The 19,106-nt window shown below is 40.7% G+C and carries 19 protein-coding genes; 8 read left to right on the plus strand and 11 right to left on the minus strand.

Translation table 11 applies throughout. From position 1 onward, the window contains the following. Positions 1–432: 432 nt before the first annotated feature. Positions 433–1,650: an IS4 family transposase gene (locus NDQ71_RS16980; RefSeq protein ID WP_301562684.1), complete on the minus strand. Its 1,218-nt coding sequence runs from the start codon at positions 1,648–1,650 to the stop codon at positions 433–435. 549 nt (positions 1,651–2,199) lie between these two features. Here NDQ71_RS16980 and NDQ71_RS16985 point away from each other — a divergent pair. Beyond that, positions 2,200–2,775, plus strand: a complete 576-nt coding sequence (locus NDQ71_RS16985; protein ID WP_179959175.1) for an SLATT domain-containing protein — start codon at positions 2,200–2,202, stop codon at positions 2,773–2,775. After that, on the plus strand, positions 2,772–4,091 hold the full coding sequence (locus tag NDQ71_RS16990) for a reverse transcriptase domain-containing protein (protein ID WP_301561908.1): 1,320 nt from the start codon (positions 2,772–2,774) through the stop codon (positions 4,089–4,091). The genes NDQ71_RS16985 and NDQ71_RS16990 overlap by 4 nt, the downstream gene beginning before the upstream one ends. Positions 4,092–4,188: 97 nt before the next feature. Here the strand turns inward: NDQ71_RS16990 and NDQ71_RS16995 are convergent, their stop codons facing one another. From NDQ71_RS16995 to NDQ71_RS17005, 3 genes are read right to left on the minus strand one after another with little or no spacing between them, the layout of a single operon-like run. Next, positions 4,189–4,815: a hypothetical protein gene (locus NDQ71_RS16995; protein WP_301561909.1), complete on the minus strand. Its 627-nt coding sequence runs from the start codon at positions 4,813–4,815 to the stop codon at positions 4,189–4,191. Continuing rightward, the gene (locus NDQ71_RS17000; RefSeq protein WP_301561910.1) at positions 4,802–5,353 is read right to left on the minus strand and encodes an RNA polymerase sigma factor; all 552 of its coding nucleotides are present in this window, start codon (positions 5,351–5,353) and stop codon (positions 4,802–4,804) included. The genes NDQ71_RS16995 and NDQ71_RS17000 overlap by 14 nt, the downstream gene beginning before the upstream one ends. 27 nt (positions 5,354–5,380) lie before the next feature. Continuing rightward, on the minus strand, positions 5,381–6,019 hold the full coding sequence (locus NDQ71_RS17005; protein ID WP_301561911.1) for an energy transducer TonB: 639 nt from the start codon (positions 6,017–6,019) through the stop codon (positions 5,381–5,383). A gap of 152 nt (positions 6,020–6,171) precedes the next feature. Here NDQ71_RS17005 and NDQ71_RS17010 point away from each other — a divergent pair, with 152 nt between their 5' ends. From NDQ71_RS17010 to NDQ71_RS17030, 5 genes are all read left to right on the plus strand, one after another. Next, positions 6,172–6,678, plus strand: a complete 507-nt coding sequence (locus tag NDQ71_RS17010) for a DUF3087 domain-containing protein (RefSeq protein WP_301561912.1) — start codon at positions 6,172–6,174, stop codon at positions 6,676–6,678. Positions 6,679–6,742: 64 nt separating this feature from the next. Continuing rightward, positions 6,743–7,252 (plus strand): hypothetical protein, encoded by a 510-nt coding sequence (locus tag NDQ71_RS17015; RefSeq protein ID WP_192540478.1) that lies wholly within the window; start codon positions 6,743–6,745, stop codon positions 7,250–7,252. Positions 7,253–7,558: 306 nt separating this feature from the next. Beyond that, positions 7,559–7,774, plus strand: coding sequence for a TIGR02450 family Trp-rich protein (locus NDQ71_RS17020; protein WP_301561913.1), 216 nt, complete (start codon positions 7,559–7,561; stop codon positions 7,772–7,774). 49 nt (positions 7,775–7,823) lie between these two features. Beyond that, positions 7,824–8,282 (plus strand): low molecular weight protein-tyrosine-phosphatase, encoded by a 459-nt coding sequence (locus tag NDQ71_RS17025; RefSeq protein ID WP_301561914.1) that lies wholly within the window; start codon positions 7,824–7,826, stop codon positions 8,280–8,282. A gap of 282 nt (positions 8,283–8,564) precedes the next feature. Further along, a complete protein-coding gene (locus NDQ71_RS17030; RefSeq protein WP_301562685.1) occupies positions 8,565–9,566 on the plus strand; it encodes an endonuclease/exonuclease/phosphatase family protein in 1,002 nt (333 codons plus the stop codon). Positions 9,567–9,570: 4 nt separating this feature from the next. On the opposite strand, the gene NDQ71_RS17035 is transcribed toward NDQ71_RS17030, so the two are convergent. Beyond that, complete coding sequence (locus NDQ71_RS17035; protein ID WP_301561915.1) at positions 9,571–10,152, minus strand: rhomboid family intramembrane serine protease; 582 nt, start codon at positions 10,150–10,152, stop codon at positions 9,571–9,573. Between the two features lie 99 nt (positions 10,153–10,251). Then, positions 10,252–10,935 (minus strand): type 1 glutamine amidotransferase domain-containing protein, encoded by a 684-nt coding sequence (locus tag NDQ71_RS17040; protein WP_192540473.1) that lies wholly within the window; start codon positions 10,933–10,935, stop codon positions 10,252–10,254. 143 nt (positions 10,936–11,078) lie between these two features. Here NDQ71_RS17040 and NDQ71_RS17045 point away from each other — a divergent pair, with 143 nt between their 5' ends. Beyond that, positions 11,079–12,002: a LysR family transcriptional regulator gene (locus NDQ71_RS17045; RefSeq protein ID WP_192540472.1), complete on the plus strand. Its 924-nt coding sequence runs from the start codon at positions 11,079–11,081 to the stop codon at positions 12,000–12,002. Positions 12,003–12,028: 26 nt separating this feature from the next. On the opposite strand, the gene NDQ71_RS17050 is transcribed toward NDQ71_RS17045, so the two are convergent. From NDQ71_RS17050 to NDQ71_RS17070, 5 genes are all read right to left on the minus strand, one after another. Continuing rightward, positions 12,029–12,763 carry a dienelactone hydrolase family protein gene (locus NDQ71_RS17050; protein ID WP_192540471.1) on the minus strand — a complete coding sequence of 245 codons (735 nt, stop codon included), beginning with the start codon at positions 12,761–12,763 and terminating at the stop codon, positions 12,029–12,031. Between the two features lie 71 nt (positions 12,764–12,834). Beyond that, positions 12,835–14,160, minus strand: coding sequence for a glycerophosphodiester phosphodiesterase family protein (locus tag NDQ71_RS17055; protein WP_301561916.1), 1,326 nt, complete (start codon positions 14,158–14,160; stop codon positions 12,835–12,837). 69 nt (positions 14,161–14,229) lie between these two features. Continuing rightward, the gene (locus tag NDQ71_RS17060) at positions 14,230–15,081 is read right to left on the minus strand and encodes a carboxylate/amino acid/amine transporter (RefSeq protein ID WP_301561917.1); all 852 of its coding nucleotides are present in this window, start codon (positions 15,079–15,081) and stop codon (positions 14,230–14,232) included. Between the two features lie 109 nt (positions 15,082–15,190). Then, on the minus strand, positions 15,191–16,615 hold the full coding sequence (locus NDQ71_RS17065) for an amidohydrolase family protein (RefSeq protein ID WP_301561918.1): 1,425 nt from the start codon (positions 16,613–16,615) through the stop codon (positions 15,191–15,193). Positions 16,616–16,754: 139 nt separating this feature from the next. After that, a complete protein-coding gene (locus NDQ71_RS17070) occupies positions 16,755–18,887 on the minus strand; it encodes a M3 family metallopeptidase (protein WP_301561919.1) in 2,133 nt (710 codons plus the stop codon). Between the last annotated feature and the right edge of the window lie 219 nt (positions 18,888–19,106).

Consider the following 19,106-nt stretch of genomic DNA (forward strand, 5'->3'; position numbering starts at 1 on the left):
CTGGCGTGCGAGGCTTCGTGCGGCGGGCGACGAGCTACGGAACAATCCTAGCACCTAGTCACTTCCTAGAACCTAGCCACTTTATATTGTAGGTCGCCCTTTAGGGTGAAAAAGTGAATTACACCACGGAGGGCAAAGAGGCGCTTCGCTACACAGAGGTTAAATATTGGAAGTAGGAGCTGGCTCTAGCCACGAATGATTTAACACCAATGTTAGGGTTAACCACCGTAGGCGCTGAGCTACGGAACAATCCTAGTACCTAGTCACTTCCTAGAACCTAGCCACTTTATATTGTAGGTTGGGCTTTAGCCCAAAATTGATATTAGCATGGTTGCTAGTATTGTTTTTAAACTCGCTAACACTGTATTCAATTTTTGTCGGGATAAATCCGCGACCTACATTAGAAACCTAAGGGATCCCCAAAAATAATTATTAAATTTCAATTACATCACTCACATCCATATTTTTCCAATCGAGTTGCACTACCACCTGTACGAAATAGGCTAGTCCTGCCAAATAATCTCGCCGTCGCAGTTTAATGGACTGTTTTTTGAAGTATCGCAGCCCAACAAATGCCCATGACACTACTCGTCTTTTTTTGGTTGAATTAGCTTGAAAAGCGCCTGTCTTTCCTGCTTTGTCTATCACTGCCCCCAGCATCATTGAGAACCAATGAACCAGAGTTGCGAGCAGTAAAAGTATGTCTAATCGATTGAGTTTGTTCGTTCTGTGCAGATCTGAGCCTAAGCCGAATCTAACACTTTTTTGATCTCGAAACCCTGCCTCTATCTGCATTCTCATACCATATAGCTTGAGCACTTTTTCGAGAAAATGGTGCCTTTTTGGAAGTGAAGAAACGAGTAGCCAAGGCTCTTTATAACCGCGTTCTTTATCTCTTTTTAATAACTTATGTCCCTTGCCAACCAACACTGCATGCGTTTGATATTTTGCACTTTTGGTCAGCTCGGTCGCGCCAAGATACCGGCTCTTACGTTGATTGTTCTTGAATAGTGACTGGCATGGAATAAACTCATCGCTGTCCTGCGTTTTCAAGTGTGCCGTACCTCGAACCCGGCTGATATAATGCCAGCTATTGTTCCGCACGGCTTTGAGCCAGGGAACTTTAAAGCCCGCATCCGTCACAATGACGGGGCGGCAATCACTCGGCAAGATCAGTTTGAGCATCTTTAAGAACCGTTTTTGTACTTTTGGGCAATGATATTGAAAGCTGAATGCACTTTCCTGGTATAAGGTCAAAGAGCGACCTTCACTGACAATGCTAGCACGCAGAATACAGTATTTGGTTTGTGTATCTGCATGACTCCAATCAACCAATATGACGGGATGCTTTTCAGTGACCACAAAACGGCTTAAGCGAACATAAACCGATGTCGATTCACGCAAAAGCTCGTGGTTATTGAGTAGTCGATCAATACGCTTAATATCATGTTTTTCAGTTGTTTTTGAATCCAAATTGCGACCAATAGATGTCAAGGTGCATTGCTGACAGTGCAAAAGAGATTTAACGGCAGCGACTAGAGTATTAAATCTGGCTTTATGAATAGAGTTAGGGGTGACAGCGCGGAGCATATTGTGCAAAATAGTAGACGCATTCATGGTGTTTAGTTCTGTTGTTTTTAAGCGATTCATAAGATCACAAAACACCATGAATGTTCCCTCACTACCCATATTTTTTAACACTATTAGTTCATTGATATATAAAGGCTAATTTTGGGGATACTTTAGCTTTTCACCCATGGCCTAGTTTCGCCTTGTCGCGCATTGCCTACATGGATGTAGGTACTTAGGATTTGTCGGGAACAAAATCCTGCCATGCGCGATATTACTCATCAATTAGTTATTTTCAGGCCGTGATGACGGGGAAGGGTGTTAAACGTGAGATTGGAGTTTGGAGTTTGGGTTTAGCTAGATGCAGGACCTTTTCCTCAAATTGTGTTATCTATATTGTTGATGTAGTGAATTTTTTCCACTATGATAAATCAGCTCTTGGTGGGATTGAGGTCAAAATAATTGCTTCAATTTGTTTTATTTTAAAACAAGGTTCACATGTTATCCGTGTGGGCAAATCTAATCTCTACACTAACGTGTTTGGTTTATCCAAAATGTCATGTTTATTGACGTGTTATCTAAAAGTATCTACACCCATCTTGAGCTTTTATTCATGGAGTTATGTCAAATATGGAAAGTACAGAATTAACTAAAAGCATAGGTGCTTTGAGAAATCAGATATGGTTTACTCGAAAGTGTAGAATTAGAGCCTCAGAGAGGCTTTTGTCTAATTATTTCCATTCAAGTTTAATTTTAGTTTGGTACTCATTTCTTACCTTTTCTTTTTCTATATATCTTATTAAAGAGCCTCATTTTTTTAGTGAAAGTACAGATATAGTTATGGTTCTAACAACAGGTTCGGTCTTTACTCTTTCACTGTTTATTCCCCAATTAAATTTAAAGACAAGATATGAGGAGCTAAAGAAAAACTATATTACAATGCAAGGTTTATCAACTGAACTTAGCTTGTGCGAATCAAAAAATAACTTTTTAGAGATTCAAGATTATTACCTAGAACTTCTCGATTCAGTAGAGAATCATATATCTTTTGATTTGTTTTATTTTATCTATTTTGATGCAGATAAAAACTGCAGTAGGAAACTATCTATAACTGAAGTTTTTAGGCTTTATTTTTATCTTTGCATTCGGACTTCACTAATAGTATTAGCTTATGCTTTGCCTATTCTTTTTGTGGTGATGCTATGAGCGATTATGATTTATTTAAATCAAGGTTTAATGAACAAAGCCTAAAAGATATTTACCTGAGTTACATTCATTTCACTCCGTCAACTGGTGTTGATGGTATTAGTGCAAATGATAGATATGACTTTATGGCTGAAATTAATTTAATACTTAAAAAAGTATACGCTGGAGGGTATAAGTTCAGTAGGTATAAGGAAAAACTAATTTCAAAAGGGGTTGAAAAATATCCAAGGGTGATTTCTATACCGACAGTAAGAGATCGATTGGTTTTAAAAGCATTGCATTTATTTCTGCAAGATATTTTCCCTGAAAACTCCAGTTCCCTCATTCCCCAGATAATGTTAGATAAGATAAAAAATGACGTTAAGAATCCTAACTTTAAATCATTCATAAAAATAGATATAAAAAATTTCTATCCTAGTATTAGGCATGAATTACTCTTAAATAAAGCTTTCAATAAAATAAAAAGCAAGGAAGCCCGTGACTTAATTAACAAAGCTCTGGTAAACCCTACAGGAAAAAAAGTAAATGTGTGTGGCGTACCTCAAGGGCTCTCAATATCAAATATATTGGCTGAAATGTATGTCAGTGAGATTGATAATACCTATATAAAACTAGCAAAAACTTCTTACAATCGCTATGTTGATGATATTTTAATCTTTTCTGAAGGTGAGATGCCTCTACAGCTTTTAAATAGTGTTATAAGTGATTTCGATACACTGGAATTAGAGTGTCACCCTTACGATGAAATTGGTAGCAAAACTATAATTGATAATTTAGATAAAAGTTTCGATTTCTTAGGTTATTGGATTGAAAAACGAAAACTGACAGTTAAAAAAGAATCTATTTGGAGAATTGAAAATTCACTAGCTAAAATTATTAATGCTCATAAATATGTAAAAAATGCCAAATCATACATAACTGAAAATAAGTTAAATTTAAGAATTACGGGTTGTATCTACGAGGGTAAGCGTAGGGGGTGGCTATTTTATTACTCTCAAATGGAAGATGAGACAATCCTTTACAAACTAGATGCGACTGTAAAGACTTTGCTTAAACAGACCAAATTAAACGCAATTATTATTCCAAAGAAGTTTTCTAAAGCTTATAAAGAGTGCTCCAGAGATGTTATTAAAAATCATAAGTATATTATTAACTTTGATGGATATTCGTTATCTGAAAAGAAGGAGTTATTATCAAACTATATGGATGTAGAGGTTATTAAAACACTTAGTAATGATATTGTTCATTCACTATTCACCAAAAGAGTTCGGCACTTGATAAAAGATTTAGAAGAAGATATTAGAAACAATAGTTGACTAATACATTTCTTTTAATTAAACCTAGGCGGTTGCTTTTAAGAGAAATTTTTGTGTGGTTGGTTTTGCTCTTTTTTTCATTAAATCTCCTTAATACCTACCCCCTACACACCTTTACCCCATCTCCCGCATGCTTAAGCGCGATAATCTGGCCTTGGCTGTTGTGGGCCATGGCGAGCATGTCGCCTTTCATAATGTTGCTCTCTACGGCGTGTTTGGTTTTTAAGCTATTCAATAATGAGTCTTTTATTTGAATGAGTACTTCGCTGTGACAGCTGGCGATGAACCAGTCGTTATCAACGTTAACTAATTGCCCGTATTCAATATAGCGCTGTTGATGTAGGCGCAGGTCGGCGGCGAGTTTGTCGTCGAGTTGTTGTTTTTGGCGGGTTACCTCACTTGTATAACTGCCCGCATTATCTACTTGGTGAACCTCAATAAAGTGGTAATTTTTTTGCTGTGCGGCAAAGGTGTTGTTCAGTGAGTCGTGCTGCTCTGTGGTGATATCTGTTGTGGTAAACACGGTAAAGCCCAGTACCGCTAAAGCGCAGGCGAGGCCGGTCATTTGTAGAGGGAGTAAAAAGCGGGTTGGCTTTTTATTTGGCTCTGTACGTTGTGCTTGCGTTAGCTCTGCGCGTTGCTCTGCACTGAGTGTGTGGCGTTTTTTGCGTTCGCTAAAGTGCTGGTTAAGTTGCTGCTCAAACTGTTCGTTATGCTTGTTCATGGTAGCCTCCTAATAGTGTTTTTAAGTTTTGTTTTGCATAACGTAGCCGCGTTTTTACGGTTTCATGATTGCTTTGGGTGATCTGCTGTATGTCTTCAAGCGAAAAGCCTTCTTGCTGCAAGCTGAGGGCTTCGCGTTGTACAAAGCTGAGCTGCATTAAAGCGCGGTTAAAGGCGTCGTAATCAAAGCTTTGCTGCGTGTTAGTTGCTGCAATTGCGGTATCGTCTTCTAATTCTACAAAACGCTGTTGTTTGCGAAACTCATCGATTAACGCATTACGAGCTAGGCGAAACAGCCAGGCTTTTGGGTTGTTTTGTGCTTGGTAATACTGGCGTTTTTCAATCACTTTTAACCAAGTTTGCTGGCTGATATCAAAGGCGAGTTGTTCATTACTTTGCGTAACTAAGTAATGATACAGATCGTTACCAAACAAGGTGACGAGTTTAGTTAAGTGGCTGTTGTCGCCACTTTTTGCGTAGTCAGCCAAGTAATCTTCACTTGGCTGACTAATAAACCATGACTTTAAGCTTGTAAGCATAGGCGCCCTTATTTGTATGTATTCGCGCTACTGAGTTTGGTCTAACTTAAAATCAAGTTGTACACTTTGCCCCGTTTGCATTTGTGCTACGCCATCAATCACTTTGGGGCGGTATTTCCAGCGCTTTATTGCCCGCAGTGCTTCACGGTCGAATATGCGTTTTGGCTCTGCGTTAGTAACTTGGGCATCAATTACTTCACCAGTTTGAGATACATTAAAGCTCAATTGCACCCAGCCTTCAATACCATCTCGTGCGGCAATCGGCGGATATTTAGGGTTTATGCGAACGATAGGGGTCGCATCCCCCGTTGGGCGCTGTAAATTAGCTTGTATATCGCCACCTATTTTATCAATGCTTATGTCAGGCGTTATTGCGGTTGTTACTATATTGGTATCAGTACTTGGTGGCGTACGCGGCGGTACTTTAGGTGGCGTTTGCATTTTCGGTGGCGGCGGCAGGGTTTGCTTTTGTTGTACTTTACTATCTTCAGGTGCTTGAAATATTTCTACAACGATGTTGTCACCGTTAAAGCTTGGCGCGCGTTGCTCACCGTTTATCAAATACTGCATAAATGCAAATGCAGCAAAGGTCATGGCGGCACCACCAACAATGGCCGTTGATGTTTTTAAAGCATGATTAGTGGGTGGTAAATCTATTGTTTGCATAAGCAAATCCTCTGTCATTTATGATGTATTTATCACTAAAACGTGCGGTAAATTAAAAAGGGGTGAAATATTTTTAAAAAGTTTCGTGTTTGCTTATGGGCTGTGGTTACAATGGCGGTTGTGAATTTTGGTTTTTATTTTCTTAGGCAGTTATGCAACTTATTCAAATTGATAAAGCTCGTTATCGTAAGCATTTAAACCGCGTTATTATCGGCTGTGGTTTAGCATTAGCGGTTGGCAGTTTAGCTATTTCGCAAACCTTAATTGCGTTGTTCCCTGATGAAAGTGGCAGTCATTTTCATTGGAATTTACTGGGTGTAATCGTCACCAGTATCAGCATTGGCTGGGCGCTGAATAAATACCGCGGTCACGATTATATGACCGAAGTGGTGTATGTATGGGAATTAAAACAAGCGCTTAATAAAATCACCCGGAAAATGGCTAAACTAAAAGCCGCCGGGCGTGAGGGCGATCCGCAAGCATTACTGGCGATCCATTACAGTTATGCCGGTTCGCGACTGTTGTGGCAGCTAGACGATAACACCATCACCATGGATGAACTGGCTGTTAAACAAGCGGAGCTGGATAGTGTGGCGGCGCAATTTAATGTCACGCTTAATACTGATGATTACGATGACTCAATTTTAAAGCAATTTTAGTTGTTTTTTTGTTTCTAATATGTGTAAATTAACATTTGCTTGATAAACATTAAATGGAAATTACATGAAATTAAAAGGTTTTCTCTTAAGTAGTATAGCAGCATTATCTGCGTTTTCTTTTAACGCAAACGCAAACGATGTTAGTTTTTCAATTGGGGGAGGCTATCCCTATTTTGTTTTACCTGAAGTGTCTTTATCCACTAACGAAGGTACTCAACGATGGTATGCTAATTATAAGCTCGGTTTAGATGATGGCTTTTCTGTGGGTTTTGAACATGCATTGACCGCTGATAAAAAGCATGCATTAGGCTTGGTAGTAGGTGCTTTAGGTGTTCAAGATGATGAAGCTGATTGTGGAGATACCGAAGATTCTCTAGGTACTATCATCGGCTGTGGCTTTGTTGAAATGTTTGATGATGAAACCACTAATGGTGTTGGCCTAAGTTATAGTTATTTATTCAGTGGCTTGAATGAATCTGGTTGGCGAGTACGGTTTGAGCTTGGCTATGGTGAAGGCAGCGATAGTAAGGAAAAACGCGCTGATGGTGGGGTGAGCGTTAGCTACGAATTTTAATAATTGCATTAGTTCACATAGGCTTTAGTGATAAATTAAAGCCTACTTTTACTTTGTAATACATATTTAGTCAGCTTACGTAATAGGTTATTTAATTCCTCGTTATAGCACCGCAAATTTAAATCCTGCTTGGTAAATACTACCTGAAAATAGACAACCTGCGTGATGATCGAGTCAGATTCATACCTCTATGCAGCAGTGATTAGTTAGCTGTAAAATCACATTTTATTCAGTTAAATGTAAACGCAGTGGGTGGTGTTTACGTATCACGATTATGAATACGTAATGATGTCAGATAGGAATTGTATGAATAAAATAACCCCAAAAAAACTCCTGCATAGCAAATGGACGGCCGTTTCACCCGTCAATAAAGAAAAGCATTTTATGATTACCGATATGGAGTTTGATGAAGAGGGCGTTGTTATCAGCTGTATTATTGAAGCGGTGATGTCAAAGCGCTCGATGACAATAAATTGGCAGGATTTAAAAGATCAGCAACGTTGGTTGCAAGGCTGGCAATAATGAGCGTTTTCAGTAAAGCTAGTGCCATGAGGCGAACTAGGACTTAACAATGAAAAAAATATTGGTGGTGTGTTTAGGTAATATTTGTCGTTCACCAACGGCTGAAGCTGTGCTTCGTGCTAAAGCATTACAACAAGGCGTTATCCTTGCAGTTGACTCTGCTGGGACCGCGGCTTATCACTGTGGCAATCCACCGGATAAACGCTCGCAAGCTGCGGCTTTAAAACGTAGTTACAGTTTTAAAGGGATCCATGCTCGCCAAGTGCAGCAATATGATTTTGAATATTTTGACTTGATTTTAGCGGCTGATAAGCAAAATTTGGCAGACTTAATGGCGCAATGTCCTGCGCATTTGCAGTACAAACTAGCGCTGTTTTTAAGTTATGGTTCATCTACAATTGATGAAATTCCCGATCCTTATTATGGTGGTGAGCAAGGTTTTGAGCAGGTACTCGATTTAATTGAAGATGCGTGTGATGAAATAATAAAAAACCTGAACTTAGATTAAGCTCGGTTTTTAGGTGTGTTTAAAACCTGTTGTATTGCAGTGAATGAGCAACGCTAGTTTTGACATACAATGGTAAACTTCGGCTGTTTTAATTTGGATGAAAAATGACTAGGTTGGCGTAATTGTTAATTACGTCATTATTTTCGATTTGACTAATCAGGTAGGGTTTTTGTTATCAGTAATCACGCACCACACCAGCAATCACAACTAACCGCAAATACCACTACAGCGATTGAGCCTGTAGCAATCGCAAATAGCCAATTAAAAATAGCCACTTTTAACCTGTTTAATTACCTTGAACCGCCTAATGCGTTTTATGAGTTTGAGCGTATTTATAGCGCAGAGCAATGGGCTAAAAAGCAGCGCTGGATTGTTGATTACCTCACTGAATATCAACCGGATGTGATTGGTTTTCAAGAAGTATTCAGCGTTGAATCACTAAAAACGCTGTTACATAAAGCGGGTTATCACTACTTTGCTGTGGTTGATGAGCCGCAAGTGATTGACGAGTTTATTTATAAACGTCCTGTGGTGGCGATTGCTGCTCGCTTTGCAATCAATGAGATTGCGGCAGTCGAGCACGATAATGACGTTGCGCAAACAATTGGCCTCAGTGCTGACTTTACTTTTAGCCGTAAAGTACTCAGAGCCACTATCGCGATGCCGCACATTGGCGATGTAGATTGTTATGTGGTGCATTTTAAATCTAAGCGGCCGATGCTCGAAGTTGAACAAACCAGCCAGTTAGCGCCAGAGCAGAATATTATTGCGCACTTAAAAACAGATATTGCGGGTGGCTGGGGATCGACTATTCAGCGTGGCAGTGAAGCAACGCTATTGATGCTGGAAATGATTAAGCGCCGTGAAACGTCACAAAACCCTATGCTGCTAATGGGGGATTTTAATAACAACCTAACTGATGGTGTACTGAGCCATTTACTCACCGACTCACTGCGCTTTGCCCCTGCGTTTGATAGTAAAACTTACCTTGCAAAGTATTGTTTAAATGATGCGTGGCAGCTGTTTGTAAAATTACAAACTAGTATGCAAGAACCAACAGCACAAAATTTAATCCCTACGCCTACCCATTATTTTGGTGCTAGCAGCTCTGTCCTTGATTATATTTTGTTATCTTGTGAGTTTGATACAGAATACGACGACAGCTTTTATGAGGTCAGTGACTATCACACGTATGATCGTCACTTGATCAACCCTGAATTTGAGCGTGACGACCAAAGTACCGACCATGGCGTGGTGATGATCACTTTAACGCTGCGCTGTTGAATCATCACATTTTCTTATCTTTTTTCGCTAAATAATAGCCAATAACAATGCCTGCTAGCGCACCAAAAAAGTGGCTTTCAAACGATACATGGGGGCGCTGAGGTAGTACACCCCAAATCAAACCGCTATATAAAAACAACACCACCACACTAATTGCAATGGCTTTAAATGAGCGATGCATAATGCCATAGCAAATTAAAAAGCCCCACAATCCATAGAGCACGCCACTTAAACCAACATGAATATTGCCGCGGCCAAATAGCCAAACTAGCAAGCCGCCAACCAGAGCGGTGAAAATAAATACGACCCAAAAGCGCTTTACACTATATTGGCAGACTAGCCAGGCGAGTATTGCAAATGGTATTAAATTACTGATCAAATGTGCCCAGCCGCCATGTAAAAAAGGTGCGAAGAAAATACCGCTTAAGCCACTTAAGCTGCGCGGATAAATACCTAAGCCATTTAAGTTTATGCCCGGTAAGCTATTAATTACTTGTAGTAAGGTACACAGTAAAATAATGCCAATTATTGTAAAGCGTTTACTGGCCAGAGGAGGAATGCTTAAAGAACTTTTTTGGTTTGCCATACATAAGCTTAAATTGAAAATGGGTTTGCCAGAGTATACCCATCTTGCTGCTAAAATGAAAAGCCTTACCCAGAAGGCAAGGCTTTGCAAAATGTAACGTTATCCTAACTTAGTCAATAATTTTTTAGCTGCAAGCTCTGAACTGGCAGGGTTTTGGCCGGTGATCAGTAAGCCGTCTTCCAAAGCTAATACGCCCCAATCATCGGTTTTTTGATAATCGCCACCTTTTTTAATGAGTTCGTCTTCAACTAATAATGGCACTATGTCAGTCAGTTGCACAGCGTCTTCTTCACTATTGCTAAAACCGGTTACTTTTTTACCAGCAACAAGTGCCGTGCCATCTGAGTTTTTCACATTTAAAAATACTGCGCTTGCATGGCATACAGCCGCTACAGGCTTTTCTGTATTAATAAACTCTTCAATCAGTGCAATTGAATCAGTATTGTCCACTAAATCCCATAAAGGGCCGTGACCGCCTGGGTAAAATACGCCGTCAAAATCGCTGGCATTTACCTCACTAAGTACTTTGGTGTTGGCCATCAGGGTTTGTGCTGCGCTGTCGTTATCAAAACGTTTAGTAGCATCGGTTGCTGCATCAGGTGCCGCGCTGTTTGGATCAATCGGTGGTTGCCCGCCTTTTACTGATGCGAGTGTAACTTCGGCACCGGCATCAATAAATGCATAATATGGGGCGGCAAATTCTTCTACCCAAAAGCCCGTTTTATGACCTGTATCGCCAAGCTCTGCATGCGAGGTAAGAACCATAAGTATTTTTTTAGCCATAACCGTATTCCTTCTGATGAATTAAATTTTTAAGCGGGTCTGTAATTACTATATGCATTAAGCTAACTTTATACAACGATGATAAATTTAACTTTATTGATTTAAAAATTGATACAATTGCGCAGTTGAATTAAGGAGGTGGCATGAAGGTATCGTTTGAACAGCTAAAAAGCATGGTGGTTTTTGCACAAATTGTTGAGCAAGGCAGCTTAACGGCGGCAGCAAAACAGCTTGGCTTGACCCGTGCTGTGGCAAGCTATCATTTAAAAAAGCTCGAAACCCAGCTTGAAGTAACCTTATTAAGCCGCTCTACCCGTACTATGGCGTTAACAGAGGCGGGAATTGCCTACTATGAACGTTGTCGCGTGATCACTGAGCAAGCAAATGCTGCAAATCAACACATTGAGAACATTAAGAATGAGCCGCAAGGTTTGTTGAAAATTAGCTGCCCAGTGAATGTCGGTATGCAATTGATAGTGCCTGCAATCAATGATTTTAAACGTCAGTATCCCAAAATCGATATTGATTTACAGCTCAGTGATGAAGTGATTGATATTATTAAAAATGGTTTTGACTTTGCGATCCGTGGTGTGGCGCTTAGTGATTCAAATTTACAAGCCACTAAACTCACTACCATGAGCACCTGTATTTGTGGCTCGCCTGATTACTTTGCACATTTTGGCAAACCTAAAACACCTGAGCAGTTAAGTGAACATAAGTGGGTGGTGTATCAATTAGGCAGTAAAACACTAACCCTACAAAAAGACGGTAAAAAGCACAGTTTAACTATGCAGGGTGGGTTAAGTACTAATAACGCCGCGGCACGCACAGCCTTTGTTGAAGCCGGGCATGGAATTGGGCGCATTCCACTTTATGATGCTTGGCCAAAAGTGCAAGCCGGGTTGTTAGCAACGGTATTAGATGATTACAAAAGTAAAGACATCGAACTGTATGGGGTGTTTCCACCAGGCGGTGCGGGATCTAAAAAGCTGCGTTTATTTATTGATTACTTAAAAGATTATTTTATAAAAAAGCATACCGCTTTGGGTATGCTTAAAAGTAACTAACTTAGTCGTGCGAGCTTAAAACTCGCTTACAAACTACGGCTAAATAACGCTACTGCTTGCTGATACATGGCAATAGCAAGGGCGGGATCGTAACGCTCCCCTTCATCGCGCATAAACGCATGTTGCGCGTTTACTTCTTGCCATTGGTAGTTAATGCCTGTGGCCACAACTTGCTGATAAATTTTCGCACGGCCTTCTTGTGGTACATGAGGGTCTTGCTTGCCCCAAATAAAGTGAATTTCACCTTGAATATCAGCCATGCGTTCAAACGAGTTATTACCGGCTTGTGCAGGCAGTGTATCGCTATGAATATCGGTCGCGTATAAACAAAATGCGGCTTTAATCGCTGGGTTTAACGCGGCGCGATAAGCTAAGTGACCACCAATACACACCCCCATAGAACCCACAGAGCCAGTGCAATAGGCTTGCGTTTGGGCAAAGTCGATTAAGGCTTGCGTGTCGCTGTCGTGGGACTCAAGCGGTTTTGCCCATTTATCAGCGTTGCCTTTGTCTTTACCCGCGTCATCGTAGGCCAGCACAGTACCGATAGGATTTAGCTCATGAAACACCTCAGGTACCAGTACCACAAAGCCATGGCCGGCTAAAAGTGCCGCACTGCGTGCTATTGGCGCGGTTTGTTGGAAAATTTCAGAGTAAAAAATAATCGCCGGAAATTGCCCGTCGGCTTGTGGGCGGTAAACAGTGGTGCGCATAGTGCCTGTTGGGGTAGGCAAGTCAGCGTTATGGTGTTGGATGATCATAAAAGCGCTCAATTAAATAGTATATAAAATATATGGTAACTGAGCGCGATAAAATAAACACGTCCTAAAGTTTAAATACTTGCAGGCATTTTATTACAGCTAGCATAGTAACTTACGGTTGCTGGCCAATCGGAAAATATGCCCATTACACCAACCTCTTGTGCTAAAACATCAACCACAGTGAACATATCGCCATCATTATCTATAACATCACTAATAGACTGATAATAATAACCGCCACCTTTATTTAGAGGGCCAGAGCGCTCAAGGCTCCATGCAATAATATTAAGCCCTGCTGCTTTTGCATCTATGGCGTACTGTGAGGGCACTATATTGTTGTCGTTATCTATAGTCAGTAGCACCCAAATAGGGGGCGCTATAATTTTAACGCCATCAGTTGCGAGCTCTGCCATGCTTGGCTGCCATGTTGCTGCGTTATTAGGATCAAACCCTGCATTGCTGTCGCGACCATCTAAATAAACACTTTGTGTTGCAAATTCAGGATTAGTGTTAATCCAATATTCTACGTCGGCTAAATTAAATGATTGTGGATAAACATGGTTTGCGGGCACCTCCATTTGTGTGTATTCATCCAGCATTTTTTGCGCATATTGTGTTTGGGTCATGCCATTAAAAGGCATGCTCACTTGAGGAGATTTAAGCTCAGGGGTCATTTTTACACCCAATTCTTTAAATAGTGCAATACTTTGTTTGTGAGTCATGAGTGTACCTGAGGTAGCGTATAAATCAGTGCGCCAACTCGGTGTACCCTTCATATAATCGCTAACATTCGTTGCATTGGTGTTCGCGCCATCCATTTTACCCTCAAGGGTTAAAAATTCAGCCAGGCTAATATCGCTAGTGCAACATTTAGCTGTAGCAGGTGTACCACTGTTAGGATCCGCTGGCGTAAATGGCACGCTGCATTTAGCGGCAAGTTCTGGGATCGCTAAAATATTAGTGGTGGTATGTAAATCACATTGTGAATGGCGACATACCAGCTCTTTATCATTTGTAAACGTCACATCGCACTCAACAATGCCCGCGCCCATTCGAGCTGCTGCAATGTAAGATTCTTGAGTATGCTCAGGGTATTGCATCGGTGCACCGCGATGACCAATTGAAAAATCAGTACGATAAAAAGGGCCGTCTTTGCATGATTCTAATTTTGTTTTTAGAGCGCTGGTAGTCATATCGTCAATTAAGTAGTCAGGACGAGCACCGAGTTGAATATTTGTACCTTGCGCTACTTCAACAATAACAGGGGTAGGAACTTTAACAATTTCAACTTCAGTGTTGCTGACAACCACTTCTTTTTCGACTATTTCTGTATCGTCAGCGCAGCCAGTGAGTGTAATTAATAATAAACAACTAGCTAGTATAGGTGTGTGTTTCATTGTTTGTCCCTAAAAATCAAAGTGGACGCTACCTTACTAATTATTAGTGACAGTTTCACTACAGAGTAATTAATTTACTCTTTTCGCCATTATTTGGTTTACCACTAATGCAAAAAGTATCACTCCCGCGCCAATACTTAATCTAAGTAGGTCTGCGTCTCTATTCCAAATAAGCACATTAACAACAATGCCTGCAGGAATAAGCAAGTTGTTCATCACCGCCAGTGCGCCCACATTGACAATAGTTGCGCCTTTATTCCACATAAAATAGCCAATACCGGATGCCACAATTCCTAAATAAATCAGTATGCCCCATTGTGTTGACGTGCTAGGCAATTTGTTTGCATCACCAAATAAGACATAGCAGCTACTTGCAACAATGAGTGCGCCAATAAAAAACCAGCCAAACACGCTTTGCTGAGGGATATTTCTGTTTGCCATTAAACGTTTATAGGTCACTTGGCCTGTGGCAAAACACAGGTTGGCAGCTTGCACCAGTAGTAGCCCTGTCAAAAAGTTTTCATCAATACCTTGGTAGCGAATAGCAACAGCACCAACAATGGCCAATATTGCTACAAATAAAAACTGTGGATTAAAGCGTCGTTCAATCACATCGTTTAATAGTGCAATATAAAGTGGGGTCATCACAGTAAATAACAGTACTTCAGGTACGCTAAGGTATAAGAATGAGTGGTAATAAAAGCCATACATGGCACCAAGTTGCAGCGCACCAATTAGCATAAGTTTGGCAATGAGTTTAGGCTCTATGCCACGGTATTTTATAAAAGGTAAAAATACTAGGGTTGCTAAAGCGACACGCATCAAGACGCTAAACCAAGCATCTACTTGGCCTGCTAAGTAAACGCCAATTAAACTAAATGAAAAAGCCCATAGTAGGGTGGTTGCAAACAGGTAGGTCATGGTTGAGTTGTCTTTGCAAAAAACACGATTCTATACCAGTGAGCGATAAAATAATAATCGCATCATAAAAAAGCTCCCGTAAAGCGACGGGAGCCATTGTTTTAAGTCTTTATTGCTGCGCTACAAATTGCTTTGCGTCCGCTTTTAGCTGCTCAAGCGCGGCCTTGTTATAATAACGACTATGCGAAATAACCCCGCTGAGTTTTTGGGTGTTACGCACATCAAGCAATGGGTTAGCAGTTAGCAAAATAATATCGGCGGTTTTACCTTCAGTCAGCTCTCCAAACTGTTCGCTTTTACCTAAAAACTCTGGCCCTGCAAGGGTTGCTGATTGCAGTGTTTGCAGTGGCGTTAGTCCGTAGTCACTAAAGATAGCCAATTCTTGATGCAGTGATAAACCAGGATAAATATATGAATTTAAAAAGCCAGCATCGGTTCCGGCAATAATGGGTACGCCGGCTTGTTGCGCCAGTGGCAGTAACTGTGCGGTTTTTATAAAACGTTCTTTGCGTTGCTTTATTTGCTCTGGTGTATCTTTATTAGCTCTATCTACACGCCATTGATAAGTGGCTTTCAGGCCCTTGCCAAGGTAATTTAAAAACTCATCAGTTTGATGGTTATCTTCATCAATATAGGCGGTAATTCGGCCACCAATTAAAGTAGGTACGACTGCGGTGTTATTTTTAGCTAATACGGCGTATTTATTTAATGCTGTTTGGGTGTCAATATTGGCGGTGATAATTGGCAATGCACTGCGGTAACTTAGCTCACCTGAAGCGACTTTTGCTGATATTTCAGGCTCGTTGCTTGCGGCGGCTTTTAATAAGTAAGTCATGTGCTCGATGGCGTCTAACCCTGCATTTGATACATCTGTAACTGATAGCGAAAACGGAATATGACCAGATATTTGGTAGCCACGTTTTTTCACTTCTTTAACTGCTTTTAAATAAAGTTCAGGTGTTAATGCACTGTCGGTGATTTTGATAAAGTCCACATTCATAGCATCTAGGCTATCTATCGCTGCGTTCATTTCTGCAACGGTTTCTACTTCTAAATCGCCAGGCCAAATTGAGCCTTTACCTTCAAGTTTTGGTCCTGAGGTATAAATTGTTGGGCCAACTAATTGATTACTATTTACTTGCGCTCGCCAATTTAAAACTGACTCACTTAGATCCGCAGCTGCATCACGCACAGTGGTAATACCGTATGCTAAATATAACGGTAGCAGTTGCTTGTTTTCTTCTATCAGTTCTTCGCCGCCACCAAAATGGACATGCATATCCCAAAGCCCTGGCATTAGAAATTGATCATTAGCATCAATGTAATTATCGGTAATGAAGTTATTTTTTAGCGACTGGTTGCTGCGTTTAATGATCACACCATCACGGATGGCAAGAGATTGATCGGCACTAAGTTGCCCTGTTTTTACATCAATAACCGTGGCATTAGCGATCACGATATCGGCGCGCTCTGTTGGTTGAGTCGAACATGCAGCTAGTACTAAGCAGGTTGAAAATATAAGTGTATGTTTCATAGAGTAGTCCTGAATTTTTTATTCAGACTAGCACAGAGAAAACGAGAGGGAGCTAATTTGAGTTAGAAAGCCAAAAACACAGGCTGATTGCGATGAAAAGTGAGAGCCCATTGCGGGCTCCCAGTAATATTAGTTTACTTTATTCAACTAAACCACGGCGCTTCAGCAGCGCATCGGTGGTTGGCTTTTGACCACGGAACTCAATGTAGCTTTGCATTAAGTCGCGACTGTTGCCTTTTGATAGAATTTCTTTACGGAAGCTATCACCGTTTTCACGAGTAAGGCCGCCTTGCTCGGTCATGTGCGCAAACGCGTCGGCTGCAAATACTTCAGTCCAAAGGTATGCGTAGTAACCTGCTGAGTAACCACCGGCAAAAGTATGGCTAAAGTAACAAGACTTATAACGCGGTGGTACTGGGTAATAAGCTATACCGTGTTTTTCAAGTGCTTCGTGCTCGAATTTTTGTACGTCAGTGATATCTTCATCAGAACCAAATGAATGCCATTCCATATCAAGCAATGCGGCTGCTAAGTATTCAGTGGTGCCAAAACCTTGATTGAAGTTTTGTGACTCAAGTACTTTTGCTAGTAGCTCTTTTGGAATAGGCTCACCGGTTTTATAGTGCTTAGCGTAGTTAGCAAGTACTGTTGGTTCGATGTTCCAATCTTCGTTTGCTTGTGAAGGGAACTCAACAAAGTCGCGCGCTGTTGCAGTACCTGCAAGGCTTGGGTATTTAACGTCTGAGAATAAACCGTGCGCCGCATGACCAAATTCATGGAACATAGTCGTTACTTCAGAGAAGGTCATTAATGTAGGCTGGCCATCTGCAGGCTTTGGAATATTCTGTGCGTTGTAAATTACCGGTTTTGTGCCTTTTAAACCACTTTGACCCACGTATGAGCTCATCCAAGCACCGCCACGTTTACCTTCACGCGCATACGGGTCCATGTAGAATAAACCAATGGCGCTGCCATCTGCGTTAAATACTTCAAATACCATGACGTCTTCGTGATAAACCGGTAAATCTTTACGCTCTTTAAAGGTAATACCGTACAGTTTTTTCATCGCGAAGAATAATCCGTCATGGATCACTGATTGCATTTCAAAATAAGGCTTAACAAGCGCTGGGTCTAGGTCATACTTAGCTTGACGTACTTTTTCAGTATAAAATGCCCAATCCCAAGGCTGTAGTGCAAAAGTTTCACCCGATGCATCAATCACTTTTTGGATTTCAGCCGCTTCAGCTTTGGCTTTGTTCACTGCTTTTGGTGCAAGGTCATCTAAAATGCCGTATACATTGTCAGTGGTTTTAGCCATACGCGTAGTCATTACATACGATGCCCAATCTTTATAACCAAGTAACTCTGCTTTTTGCGCACGTAGGTTGGTTTCTTTGATAATGATAGGGCCGTTAGTGTTTTGTGCACGCGTTGCGGATGCTTTAAAAATACGCTCACGTAATTTACGGTTTTCAAGGCTGCTTAAAATTGGCTGTTGCGTGGTGTTCACTAGCGTGATCATGTAGCCTTCTTTGCCTGCTTTTTTAGCAGCTGCGGCTAAGCTGTCAATTTCGCCATCAGACAGACCCGCTAACTCACTTTTATCTGTCACTAAGATCACATCTTCTTTAAATGACTTTAGGATATTTTGCGAAAATTCAGTTGATAACTTAGCAAGCTCTGCGTTGATCTCACGCATTTTGGTTTTTTGTGCTTCGTTAAGTTTTGCACCAGCATTGACAAATTTAGTGTAGTAAAACTCAACTAGACGTTGGTCTTCAGCGTTTAGGTTTGCTTTGTTGTTATAAATGCTTTCAACGCGAGAGAATAATGCTTTATTCAAGTAAATGTCATCAGAGTGGGCCGATAGTACCGGTGCCATTTTAGCGGCAATACGCTGGTATTCACTGTCTGAAATTAAACCAGATAAGTTATAAAACGCTGTTGATACTCGGTCAAGTAACTCGCCTGATAACTCAAGCTCTACCAATGTGTTTTTAAATGTTGCAGGAGCAGGGTTGTTAGCAATTGCTGCGATCTGTGCTTTTTGCTCGGCAATACCGGCGTCAAAGACTGGCTCGTAATCTTTAGTGCCAAACTTATCAAATTCTGGTGCCATGTATTGCAGTGGGCTTGGCTTCATTAATACATTATCAATATTAACTGTTTGTACTTGAGATGCTTGTGCTGATGAGTCTTCTGCTTGTTGTGAACTACAAGCGGATAATAGTAAAACACTAGCAATAGTGCTAGCGATGAGAGATTTGCGCATAAGAGCTCCAATAAAAAAATAAGCCTTTTAAGACAGGTAAGGCATTAAGCATCTTAACTTAGCAAATTTTAGATTATATACAATAAAGTTTATCGGTTTAATGGGGGGATTGAGCGCAAAATACGAGCTTTACGGATAAAATATCGGAAAACTTGAAAATAGTAGCTAAAATATAATTACTAATATAAAAGCTACTGTTAGGTTGTTGTCATATTACTT

Origin of the sequence: Pseudoalteromonas sp. KG3, assembly GCF_030436385.1 — a bacterium.
Lineage (GTDB): Bacteria > Pseudomonadota > Gammaproteobacteria > Enterobacterales > Alteromonadaceae > Pseudoalteromonas > Pseudoalteromonas prydzensis.